Below are 10966 nucleotides of genomic sequence, written 5' to 3' on the forward strand. Positions count from 1 at the left end.
ACATCCGCTCTTTTTGTGGAAGGCACCCAAAGGGCGACCCGCCCCGCGCAATAGGCTTGAGCATTATGCCGCGAATCACCAAGGTCCTCATCGCCAACCGTGGCGAGATCGCCGTCCGCGTCATCCGGGCCGCCCGTGACGCCGGCCTCAGCTCCGTCGCCGTCTACGCCGATCAAGACCGCGACGCGCGACACGTGAAACTCGCCGACGAGGCCTACGCACTCGACGGCAGCACGAGCGCCGACACCTACCTCGTGATCGAGAAGATCCTCTCGGTCGCCCGCCGTTCAGGTGCCGACGCCGTGCACCCCGGCTACGGCTTCCTGGCCGAGAACCCCGACTTCGCCCGCGCCGTCATCGACGCCGGCATCGTCTGGATCGGGCCGTCGCCCGAGGCGATCGAACGCCTCGGCGACAAGGTCTCCGCACGGCACGTGGCCGAAAAGGTCGGTGCGCCGCTCGCGCCCGGCACCCTGAACCCGGTGGCGGATGCCTCCGAGGTGCTGGACTTCGTCGACGTGCACGGCCTGCCCGTCGCGATCAAGGCCGCGTTCGGCGGCGGCGGGCGCGGCCTCAAGGTCGCCCGCACCCGCGAAGAGGTGCCCGAGCTCTTCGAGTCGGCCACCCGCGAAGCCGTCGCGGCGTTCGGCCGCGGCGAGTGCTTCGTCGAGAAATACCTCGACAAGCCGCGCCACGTCGAGACCCAGTGCCTCGCCGACGCACACGGCAACGTCGTGGTCGTCTCGACCCGCGACTGCTCGCTGCAGCGTCGCCACCAGAAGCTCGTCGAAGAGGCACCGGCGCCCTTCCTCACCGAGGCCCAGACCACGCTGCTCTACGAGTCCTCGAAGGCGATCCTCCGCGAGGTGGGCTACGTGGGCGCAGGCACCTGCGAGTTCCTCATCGGCCAAGACGGCACGGTCTCGTTCCTCGAGGTGAACACCCGCCTCCAGGTCGAGCACCCGGTCTCCGAAGAGGTCACCGGCATCGACCTCGTCCGCGAACAGTTCCGCCTCGCTGAGGGCGGTGTGCTCGACTACGCCGACCCCGTCACGACCGGTCACTCGATCGAGTTCCGCATCAACGGCGAAGACCCTGGTCGCGGCTTCCTGCCCGCCCCGGGCCCGGTGCACGTGCTGCGCTTCCCCGGCGGCCCCGGCGTGCGCGTCGACTCGGGCGTGACGACCGGCGACGAGATCTCGGGTGCGTTCGATTCCCTATTGGCCAAGCTCATCGTCACGGGCTCGAGCCGCCGCGATGCGCTCGAGCGGGCCCGCCGCGCCCTCGACGAGTTCGAGGTCGCCGGGCTGCCGACCGTGCTGCCCTTCCACCGCGACATCGTGAACGACCCGGCGTTCGCGCCCGAGGGCGACGAGCCGTTCTCGATCCACACGCGCTGGATCGAGACCGAGTACGACAACCAGCTGGAGCCATGGTCGGGCGAACTCGCCGAGACGAGCGGCCCCGACGCACGCACGAGCGTCGTCGTCGAGGTCGCGGGTCGCCGGGTCGAGGTCACCCTGCCGAAGCGACTCGCAGGCGGGACATCCGCTTCGCGCACCGCCGGCCCCGCGCCTCGCCGCCGCACCGCCGCCCACTCGGTCGCCACCGCGACCGGCGACGCCGTGAAGGCGCCGATGCAGGCGACCATCGTGAAGGTCGCGGTCGTCGAAGGCGACCACGTCGTCAAGGGCGACCTCGTGCTCGTGCTCGAGGCCATGAAGATGGAGCAGCCGATCCTCGCCCACAAAGACGGTGTCGTCGGCCTCGTGAACGCCGAGGCCGGAGCCACCGTCTCGAGCGGTCACCTGCTGCTCGCGATCATCGACCCCCCCGCGGCCGCCTGAGCACTCTTCGGAACTTCAGCGAGCGACACGCGGGATCAGACGTGACCGATCCCGAAATTCCACGGCGCGGAGATCACACTTTCGACCGTTGGGTTGCTCGGACCGCCCCATTGGTTGACCGAGACCGCGTTCGCGTTCGCGTACTTCCAGTACGTGTCCGTCCACGACTCGTACATGCGCTCACCGATGTCCGGTCCCGTCTCGGCGGGGAACTCGTCGTACCCGTTTCCGTGCCACTCCTCCCCGAGCTCGTCGGCGAACGCACGCAAGTCGTCGCCGGGACGAAAGCCCTGCGTGGTCGAGACGCTGATGCCGTCGCCGACCACCGGATGCGTGAAGCGGACGCTGACGTTCATGTCCGATGAAATTCCAACAGGCTCGTGGTCGTCGATGATCTCCGCGCCCGGCCAGGTGTATCGAGTCGTCGCAAACCACTCATGGCCGCCAGAATGTTCCGTGACGTCGGGCGGCCCTCCGAGCGCCTCGGACATTGTGTCGATGAAGGCGTCCGCATCGGCGTCGTACGACAGCTCGGTAACCGTGATCCCGACGCTGTTGACGAGTTCGAGGTGCTCGGGTCGCACGGTGATGTGGGTGACGACCTCGTCGACCGCCGGATCGGAGTCGCCGATGGGCACGGCGGTCGGAGCCGGCGTCGGCGCGACCGAGGGTGCGGGCTCGGCTGTCGCGGTCGGCAACGGAGTGGGATCGGGTGGCGCCACGACGCACCCCGTCAGTAGCAGACCCGCTGCGATCAGGATCGTCACCGCGCGTACGACGCGACCGGTCATGGTTGCCTCCATCTCCCGTCGACGACAGGTGAGACGACGCTAATGCATCGACAGGATCCGGAGAGCGGTATCCGGATTGCGATTCGATCACGAAGGAGAGGATCACGCTCGGCCCGGCGAAGTTCGCCGGGCCGAGCGCCCACCGAGAAGTTGCCCGCCCCACGGCGACCGCGATGCCCATGAGGGCGAGGTCCCACATACCCGAGCGAGCGTTCGAGCTCCGCTCCACGTCGTGCCAATCGGCGATCGACGCCTCGACGGACTTCACTCGCAGCTTCATCGCCACCCCTGGGGTCGGCGCCGCCACCGCGGCACCGAGTCACCTCAGCGTACGATGTGCATCGCCCTCGCCGCATCCGTCAGCGAACCGCTGAGCGACGGGTAGACCGGGAACGCCTCGGCGAACTGGTCGACCGTGAGCCGGTGCTCCACGGCGAGCGCCATCGGGAACACGAGCTCCGAGGCCTTCGGCGCGACGATGACGCCGCCGATGATGGCGCCCGACCCGCTCGAGGCGAAGAGCTTCACGAAGCCGTCGCGGATGCCCATCATCTTGGCGCGCGGGTTCGACGAGAGCGGCAGCTTGTAGACCACTCCGGGTACGACGCCCTCTTCGATCTCCTTCTCAGTCCAGCCGACCGTGGCGATCTCAGGCTGCGTGAAGATGTTCGAGGTGATGTTGCGCAGCTCGGGCGGGTTCACGATGTCGCCCATGGCGTGGAACACCGCCGTGCGACCCTGCATCGAGGCGACCGAGGCGAGCGGCAGGAACGTCGTGCAGTCGCCCGCGGCGTAGATGTTGGGCATGGAGGTGCGGGCCACCCGGTTGACGCGGATGTGACCACTCTCGGACAACTGCACGCCAGCCTCTTCGAGCCCGATATCGGTCGTGTTCGGTACCGAGCCGACCGCCATCAGGCAGTGACTGCCCCGCACTTCGCGCCCGTCGGTCAGGGTCGCCACGACGCTGTCGCCGTCACGCACCACCGACTCGGCACGCGACTTGTTCATGACCTTCATGCCGTTGCGCTTGAAGACCTTCTCGATGACGGATGCCGCGTCGGCATCTTCGCCCGGCAGCACCTGGTCGCGGCTCGAGATGAGCGTCACCTTCGCGCCGAGCGCCAGGTACGCGGAAGCGAACTCCGCGCCCGTGACGCCCGAGCCGACGACGATGAGGTGCTCGGGAACCTGCTGCAGGTGGTAGAGCTGCGTCCACGTGAGGATCCGCTCGCCGTCGGGCACCGCCGTCGGCAGCACGCGGGGCGAAGCGCCGACCGAGATGACGAGCGTGTCGGACTCGATGCGGTCGAAATCGGTGCCGCCCTTCGCCGTCGAGACGATGACCGCGTTCGGCCCGTCGAGGCGACCCTCGCCCTGAACGAGCTTCACACCGGCCTCGATGAGGTTGCCGCGCATGTCTTCGGACTGCTGGGCGGCGAGACCGAGCAGCCGCTTGTTGACGGCCGCGAGGTTGATCGCCACCTCGGGTTTGACCGCCTTGTCGGAGGACCCCTTCGCATAGAACTGCACGCCGAGGTCGGCCGCCTCTTTCACGGCGTTCGACGCCTCTGCAGTGGCGATGAGCGACTTCGACGGCACGACATCGGTGAGCACGGCGGAGCCGCCGACGCCGGCCCGCTCGATGAGGGTGACCTCCGCCCCGAGCTGTGCGCCCGCGAGGGCCGCCTCATATCCCCCGGGTCCTCCTCCGAGGATGGCAATGCGTTGCGTGCGCTCGAACTCGTAGGCCATGCTCACATTCTGTCAGCTGCGGCCGCCCGGCCAGCAAACGAGCAGCGGATGCCGCTGCATCCGTGGCTCATTTAGAGTGGGATGATGCACGCCGCCAACCCGCTCGACGACCCGACTGCCGACCCCTTCGCGATCGCCGCCCTCGCGGCCGACCGCATCGCGGAGCTCACGGGCGTCGAACGCCACGACATCGCGCTCACCCTCGGCAGCGGTTGGGGCCGGGCCGCCGAGCTCATCGGCGAGACGACGCACACGATCGCCGCAACCGAGGTGCCCGGGTTCTCCAAGCCCGCGCTCGAAGGGCACGTCGGCACGCTGCGCTCGGTGCTGCTGCCGAGCGGCAAGCGCGCCCTCGTCATCGGCGCCCGCACCCACTACTACGAAGACCACGGGGTGCGCCGCGTCGTGCACTCGGTGCGCACGGCCGCTGCGACCGGCGCGAAGACGATGATCCTCACGAACGGTGCCGGCGGCATCACCGAGCATTGGACGCCCGGCACCCCCGTGCTGATCAGCGACCACATCAACCTCACGGCCGACTCGCCGCTCGAGGGCGCGACCTTCGTCGACCTCACCGACCTCTACTCGAAGCGGCTCCGCGACCTCGCGCGCACCGTCTCGCCCGAACTCGACGAGGGCGTGTACTGCCAGTTCCGCGGGCCGCACTACGAGACACCGGCCGAAGTGCAGATGGTGAAGATCATCGGCGGCCACATCGTCGGCATGTCGACGGCGCTCGAGGCCATCGCCGCCCGCCAGTCGGGCATGGAGGTGCTCGGCATGTCGCTCATCACCAACCTCGCCGCCGGCATCCAGCAGTCGCCGCTGAGCCATGAAGAGGTCCTCGAAGCCGGCCGCTCGGCCGAACCGGTGATCTCCAGCCTGCTCGCCAAGATCGTCGCCGAACTCTAGGCAACTCGTTCCCTGAGCCTGTCGAAGGGAGCACCAACGGCTCGCCTCGCCAGACTGAGCGAGCGAGCGACTCACTAAGGAGCAACGGATGTCGCAGACCGACGCCGACCAGCAGCGGATCACCCGTGCCGAAGCGTGGCTCCGTCAAGATCCGGACCCCGAGACGCGGACCGAGCTCGCCGCGATCATCGACGCGGTGCGGGGCGGCGACCCCGCGGCATCCGCGGACCTCGCCGATCGCTTCGACGAGCGGCTCGCATTCGGCACGGCCGGATTGCGCGGTGAGATCGCCGCGGGCCCGAACCGCATGAACCGCGTGCTCGTCTCCCAGGCGGCTGCAGGGCTCGCGGCGTACCTGATCGATCATGCCGAGCTCGGCCAGACGCCGTCGGTCGTCATCGGTTACGACGGGCGGAAGAACTCCGCCGTGTTCGCGCGCGACACGGCCGAGATCATCGCGGGCGCCGGCGTACGCGCCATACTCATGCCGCGTCTGCTGCCGACCCCGGTGCTCGCCTTCGCGGTACGTCACCTCGATGTTTCAGCCGGCGTGATGGTGACGGCCTCGCACAACCCGCCGAACGACAACGGCTACAAGGTATACCTCGGTGGCGAAGATCGGGGCTCGCAGATCGTGCCGCCCGCCGACGCCGAGATCGCCCGGCACATCCTCGGGGTCGCCGACACGGTCAACGTGATCGAGCTGCCCCGCGGCGTCGTCGAGACCGCCGCAGAGTCGGTGATCGATGAGTACGTGCGGCAGACGGCCGCGGTCGCAGCCACGCCGACGGCGCAACCGCGAGTCGTCTACACGGCCATGCACGGCGTCGGCTGGCAGACCATGTCGAGCGTGCTCGAGGCCGCCGGCTTCGATGCGCCCACACTCGTCGAAGAGCAGATCGCACCCGACCCCGCCTTCCCGACTGTGGCGTTCCCGAACCCCGAGGAACCCGGCGCGATGGACCTGTCCTTCGCGCGCGCCCGCGAAGTCGGGGCCGAGCTCGTGGTCGCCAACGACCCCGACGCCGACCGTCTCGCCCTCGCGATTCCCGACGGCTCCGTCGAGGCGGGCTACCGGCGCCTCACGGGCAACGAGGTCGGGCTCATCCTCGGCTGGCAGGCCGCCGAACGCGCCGCCGACGTCTCGGGCGACTCAGGCCCGAACGGTGCCCTCGCCTGCTCGATCGTCTCCTCCCCCGGCCTCGAGGCCATCGCCCGCGCATACGACCTCGACTTCGAGGCGACGCTCACGGGATTCAAGTGGATCTCCCGGGCGCCCACCCTCGTCTTCGGATTCGAAGAGGCACTCGGCTACCTCGTGAATCCCGGCACGGTGCGCGACAAAGACGGCATCTCGGCCGGCATCGCCTTCCTTTCCCTCGCGGCGGCACTCAAAGCCGAGGGCCGCACGGTCGCCGATCATCTCGACGCGTTCGTCGAGCGGTTCGGATGCCACGACTCGGCCCAGATCTCGATCCGGGTCACCGAACTCGCCCACATCGGCGAGATCATGTCTCGGCTGCGGGCCGAGCCGCCCGCCTCCGTCGGCGGCATCCGGGTCGAACGCATCGAAGACCTCGCCGACGGATTCGGCGAGCTGCCGCCCTCCGACGTGCTGCGCATCGTGCTCGACGGCGGCGCCCGAGTGATGGTGCGCCCGAGCGGCACCGAGCCGAAGCTCAAGGTCTACATCGACGCCGTCAGCGAGACCGGATCGGTAGCCGAGCGTCGCGCCGCGGCATCCGCCGCTGTCGCAGCGCTTGAAAACGGTATGCGGGAGCTGGTGGCGTAGGCACGCCTGGGCCGTCAGCCGAGGGAGGTCGCGAGCTTCGCGCCGATCTCGTCGACGTCGAAGTAATTCGAGACCTCGATGATCTCGGCGAAGCTGCGACCGATCGCGGTGCGCACCGCCTCTGCCAGCTCGGTCGAGGTCAGGATCACCTGTGCATCCGCAGCCGCTGCCGCGATGCCAGCGAGGTCGCTCGCATCGACATCGGCCGAGAGCCCCAGGCGGTCGAGTGCGCGCTCGGCGTTGACCTTCAGGATCGCGGAGGTGCCGATGCCCAGCCCGCAGACGGCGATGATCTTCATGCGCCCGCCTCGCCGGCGTAGCCGAGCAGCGCACGCACCTCGTCGGCCGTGGTCGCCCTCGCGATGCGCCCGACGATGCCACTGTCGTTGAATGCGTTGGCGAGCTTGGCGACGGATGCCACGTGCTCTTCGGCGTTCGACACTGCGAGTCCGACGACCACTCGCACCGGATCGTTGTGCGGGTGACCGAACGGCACCGGCTCGGCGAGCGTCACGACTGCGAGCCCCTCGCGGCGCACATCGGAGCCGGGTCGGGCATGCGCGAGCGCAAGGCCCGGGGCGATGACCACGTAGGCGCCGAACTCCTCGATCACCGCGATCATGCGCTCGGCGTACTCCGAACGGGTCGACCCGGAGCGCACGAGTGCGCGGCCCGCCTCGCGGACCGCGGCGCGCCAGTCGTCGACGTGCGCACCGAGCACGATCGCGTCGTCGGGAAGCGGCGGGAGGGTCATGTGGGTCCGTTCAGGGTGATGCAGGCGGGCGCGCGGTGGATCGGGGCAAACGCGCGTCAGGCTTCGTCGAAGCCGTCTTGAATCTGCTCGATGAGCTGCTCGCGATCGTCGAGCGGCAGGAATGCCGATGCCGCCGCGTTCAACTGGAACGTCTCGAAGTCGTCGAGGTCGTAGCCGAAGGCATCGCTGAGGAGCGCGAGCTCACGAGTGAGGCTCGTGCCCGACTGCAGGCGGTTGTCGGTGTTGACCGTCACACGGAAGCCCAGCTGGTACAGCAGGTCGAACGGGTGGTCGATGAGTTCATCGCCCCACGCGGCGATCGCGCCGGTCTGCAGGTTCGACGACGGGCTCAGCTCGAGCGCGATCTCACGGTCTCGCACCCACTGGGCGATCGGACCGAGCGACACGTAGGTGTTCTCGTCGTCTTGACGATCGATGAGGAGGTCTTCGGCGATGCGCACACCGTGGCCGAGACGCAGGGCACGACCGTCGAACAGCGCGCTGCGAATGGACTCGAGCCCATCGGCCTCGCCGGCGTGCACGGTGACCGGCAGGTACTGGCTCGCGAGGTAGTCGAACGCCGTGCGGTGGCGACTCGGCAGGAACCCCGCCTCGGCGCCGGCGATGTCGAAGCCCACCACGCCCCGGTCGCGGTGACGCACGGCGAGCTCGGCGATCTCGAGGCCGCGCTCGGCGTGCCGCATGGCGGTGACGAGCTGGCCGGCGAGAATGCCGTGGCCCTGGCTCCGGGCGTCGTCGATGCCCTGCTCGATGCCCGCCTGCACGGCCTCGACGGTCTCGTCGAGACTGAGGCCGCGCGTCAGGTGCTGCTCAGGCGCCCAGCGGATCTCGCCGTAGATCACGCCGTCGGCCGCGAGATCTTGCACGAACTCGCGCGCGACGCGGCTGAGGCCCGCCCGCGTCTGCATGACGGCCGTCGTGAGGTCGAACGTCTTCAGGTATTCGACGAGCGAACCCGAGTTCGACTGATCGGTGAACCATCGACCGAGCGCCTCAGCGTCGGCGGCCGGCGTGTCGAGCCCGATCTCGTCGGCGAGTTCGATGAGGGTCTGCGGGCGCACGCCGCCATCGAGATGATCGTGCAGCGAGATCTTCGGCAGGGACTGGATGTTCGTGCCGTCGCCTTCGAGGCGGTACTCCGTCGGAATCGTGTTCACGAGTCAACGATAGCGACAGGCCGCCCGCGAAGTCTCGGCATTCTCGAAGCAAGACGGTGAAGACGGTCGAGAGACGCGGAACGTCGGGACGCGAAGAGCGGAGCGTGAGGCGTGAGGAGAAGAGCGTGAGGAGATGAGCGACTCGCGGCGACGAAGGATCGTGCGGGACGAGCGATCAGCGACCGATGCGGTCGGCGATGAGCGGGCCGCCGTCGTCGATGGGGTCGCCGGCATCGCCGATGCGCCACGCCCCCTTGACGGCCTCGAGCGCCCGCGCGAAGCGAGCCGGCTCGTCGGCGTGCAGCGTGAAGAGCGGCTCGCCCTTTCGCACGGCGTCGCCGGGCTTGGCGTGCAGTTCGATACCGGCGGCATGCTGCACGGGGTCCTGCTTGCGAGCCCGGCCGGCGCCGAGACGCCACGCAGCGATGCCGAACGGCAGCGCCTGCTGCGCGACGAGCACACCGTCACGCTCGGCCGTCACGACGTGCTGCTCGCGCGCCACAGGAAGCGCGGCGTCGGGGTCGCCGCCCTGGGCCCGGATGGCGCGGCGCCACGTGTCCATCGCACGGCCGTCGTCGAGCGCCGCCTCGACATCGACGTCGGGCCGCCCGGCGAGCGCGAGCATCTCGCGTGCGAGGGCGACGGTGAGCGTACGGACATCCGCTGGTCCGCCACCGGCGAGCACCTCGACCGATTCGCGCACCTCGTTGGCGTTGCCGATCGTGAGGCCGAGCGGCACGTTCATGTTCGTGATCAGGGCGGAGGTCGCGACACCCGCGTCTTCGCCGAGTTCGACCATCGTGCGGGCGAGCTCGCGCGAACGGTCGATGTCGGTGAGGAACGCACCCGAACCGAACTTCACGTCGAGCACGAGTGCGCCCGTGCCCTCGGCGATCTTCTTCGACATGATCGAGGAGGCGATGAGCGGAATCGCCTCGACCGTGCCCGTGATGTCACGCAACGCGTAGAGCTTCTTGTCGGCTGGGGCGAGGCCCGCACCCGCCGCGCAGATCACGCCGCCGACGTCGCGCAATTGTGCGAACATCTCGTCATTCGTGATCTCGGCCCGCCAGCCGGGAATCGACTCGAGCTTGTCGAGCGTGCCGCCGGTGTGACCGAGCCCGCGACCCGAGAGCTGCGGCACCGCGACGCCGAACGTCGCGACGAGCGGCATGAGCGGCAGAGTGATCTTGTCGCCGACGCCCCCGGTGGAGTGCTTGTCGCTCGTGGGCTTACCGAGCCCCGAGAAGTCCATGCGCTCACCGCTGGCGATCATGGCCATCGTCAGGTCACGGATCTCGCGGCGAGTCATGCCGTTCAGGAAGATCGCCATGGTCATCGCCGACATCTGCTCGTCTGCGACGTAGCCCCTCGTGTACGCGTCGATGAGCCAGTCGATCTCGGGGGTCTCGAGTTCGTGGCCGTCGCGCTTGGCGCGAATCAGGTCGACGGCATCGAACGGTTCGACCGCGCTCATGCGTGTGTTCCCTTGAATTCGGCGAGTTGCCGCGGGCCGAACGCGTCGGGCAGCACCTCGTCGATCGTCTTGATGCCCGAGACCGTGTCGAGCAGCATGCCTTCGGCGGAGTGCTCGTAGAGCAGCTGCCGGCAACGCCCGCACGGCATCAGCACGCCGCCGTGCCCGTCGACGCAGGCGAACGCGACGAGCTTGCCGCCGCCCGACATGACGAGCGCCGAGACGAGCGAGCACTCGGCGCAGAGAGTGACGCCGTAGGAGGCGTTCTCGACGTTGCATCCGCTCACGATGCGGCCGTCGTCGACGATCGCGGCAGCGCCGACCGGAAATCCCGAGTACGGCGCGTACGCCTTCGCCATCGCCTCGCGGGCGCGCCCGCGGAGCTCGTTCCAGTCGATCGCATCCGTTGCGGTCATGGTGCTCCCCCGTTCAGGATCGTTCGGTTCGAGGTGGATCGGAT

Annotated in this window: 10 protein-coding genes; 3 read left to right on the forward strand and 7 right to left on the reverse strand. The window is 68.9% G+C overall.

The window, feature by feature from the left end; all coding sequences use genetic code 11:
- Positions 1 to 65 precede the first annotated feature (65 nt).
- Complete coding sequence (locus tag AC1C2R_RS01860; RefSeq protein ID WP_495378745.1) at positions 66 to 1847, forward strand: acetyl/propionyl/methylcrotonyl-CoA carboxylase subunit alpha; 1782 nt, start codon at positions 66 to 68, stop codon at positions 1845 to 1847.
- A 35-nt stretch (positions 1848 to 1882) separates the two neighbouring features.
- On the opposite strand, the gene AC1C2R_RS01865 is transcribed toward AC1C2R_RS01860, so the two are convergent.
- The gene (locus AC1C2R_RS01865) at positions 1883 to 2638 is read right to left on the reverse strand and encodes a hypothetical protein (protein ID WP_495378746.1); all 756 of its coding nucleotides are present in this window, start codon (positions 2636 to 2638) and stop codon (positions 1883 to 1885) included.
- Positions 2639 to 2962: 324 nt separating this feature from the next.
- Positions 2963 to 4393, reverse strand: coding sequence for an NAD(P)H-quinone dehydrogenase (locus AC1C2R_RS01870; RefSeq protein ID WP_495350848.1), 1431 nt, complete (start codon positions 4391 to 4393; stop codon positions 2963 to 2965).
- 84 nt (positions 4394 to 4477) lie between these two features.
- Between AC1C2R_RS01870 and AC1C2R_RS01875 the strand changes: the two genes are divergently transcribed.
- Together AC1C2R_RS01875 and AC1C2R_RS01880 are read left to right on the forward strand one after the other, a co-directional pair.
- Entirely contained in the window at positions 4478 to 5305 is an 828-nt protein-coding gene (locus tag AC1C2R_RS01875) for a purine-nucleoside phosphorylase (protein WP_495378747.1), read from the forward strand.
- Between the two features lie 88 nt (positions 5306 to 5393).
- The gene (locus tag AC1C2R_RS01880) at positions 5394 to 7097 is read left to right on the forward strand and encodes a phospho-sugar mutase (protein WP_495378748.1); all 1704 of its coding nucleotides are present in this window, start codon (positions 5394 to 5396) and stop codon (positions 7095 to 7097) included.
- Between the two features lie 14 nt (positions 7098 to 7111).
- Here the strand turns inward: AC1C2R_RS01880 and AC1C2R_RS01885 are convergent, their stop codons facing one another.
- The 5 genes from AC1C2R_RS01885 to AC1C2R_RS01905 form a co-directional block, all read right to left on the reverse strand.
- Positions 7112 to 7396 carry a PTS sugar transporter subunit IIB gene (locus tag AC1C2R_RS01885; protein WP_495378749.1) on the reverse strand — a complete coding sequence of 95 codons (285 nt, stop codon included), beginning with the start codon at positions 7394 to 7396 and terminating at the stop codon, positions 7112 to 7114.
- Complete coding sequence (locus tag AC1C2R_RS01890; protein ID WP_495350852.1) at positions 7393 to 7851, reverse strand: PTS sugar transporter subunit IIA; 459 nt, start codon at positions 7849 to 7851, stop codon at positions 7393 to 7395. The genes AC1C2R_RS01885 and AC1C2R_RS01890 overlap by 4 nt, the downstream gene beginning before the upstream one ends.
- A gap of 56 nt (positions 7852 to 7907) precedes the next feature.
- Complete coding sequence (locus tag AC1C2R_RS01895; protein WP_495378750.1) at positions 7908 to 9029, reverse strand: adenosine deaminase; 1122 nt, start codon at positions 9027 to 9029, stop codon at positions 7908 to 7910.
- 175 nt (positions 9030 to 9204) lie between these two features.
- On the reverse strand, positions 9205 to 10506 hold the full coding sequence (locus AC1C2R_RS01900) for a thymidine phosphorylase (RefSeq protein ID WP_495378751.1): 1302 nt from the start codon (positions 10504 to 10506) through the stop codon (positions 9205 to 9207).
- Positions 10503 to 10922, reverse strand: a complete 420-nt coding sequence (locus tag AC1C2R_RS01905; RefSeq protein ID WP_495350855.1) for a cytidine deaminase — start codon at positions 10920 to 10922, stop codon at positions 10503 to 10505. Before AC1C2R_RS01905 ends, AC1C2R_RS01900 begins: the two co-directional genes overlap by 4 nt.
- Positions 10923 to 10966: the final 44 nt, after the last annotated feature.

The organism is Agromyces sp. Y182, from assembly GCF_059445385.1.

Coding starts and splice junctions, on each gene's coding strand:
- AC1C2R_RS01905 (WP_495350855.1), bottom strand. CDS start 10,922: ATGACCGCAACGGATGCGATCGACTGGAACGAGCTCCGCGGGCGCGCC.
- AC1C2R_RS01865 (WP_495378746.1), bottom strand. CDS start 2,638: ATGACCGGTCGCGTCGTACGCGCGGTGACGATCCTGATCGCAGCGGGT.
- AC1C2R_RS01900 (WP_495378751.1), bottom strand. CDS start 10,506: ATGAGCGCGGTCGAACCGTTCGATGCCGTCGACCTGATTCGCGCCAAG.
- AC1C2R_RS01880 (WP_495378748.1), top strand. CDS start 5,394: ATGTCGCAGACCGACGCCGACCAGCAGCGGATCACCCGTGCCGAAGCG.
- AC1C2R_RS01885 (WP_495378749.1), bottom strand. CDS start 7,396: ATGAAGATCATCGCCGTCTGCGGGCTGGGCATCGGCACCTCCGCGATC.
- AC1C2R_RS01860 (WP_495378745.1), top strand. CDS start 66: ATGCCGCGAATCACCAAGGTCCTCATCGCCAACCGTGGCGAGATCGCC.
- AC1C2R_RS01870 (WP_495350848.1), bottom strand. CDS start 4,393: ATGGCCTACGAGTTCGAGCGCACGCAACGCATTGCCATCCTCGGAGGA.
- AC1C2R_RS01875 (WP_495378747.1), top strand. CDS start 4,478: ATGCACGCCGCCAACCCGCTCGACGACCCGACTGCCGACCCCTTCGCG.
- AC1C2R_RS01890 (WP_495350852.1), bottom strand. CDS start 7,851: ATGACCCTCCCGCCGCTTCCCGACGACGCGATCGTGCTCGGTGCGCAC.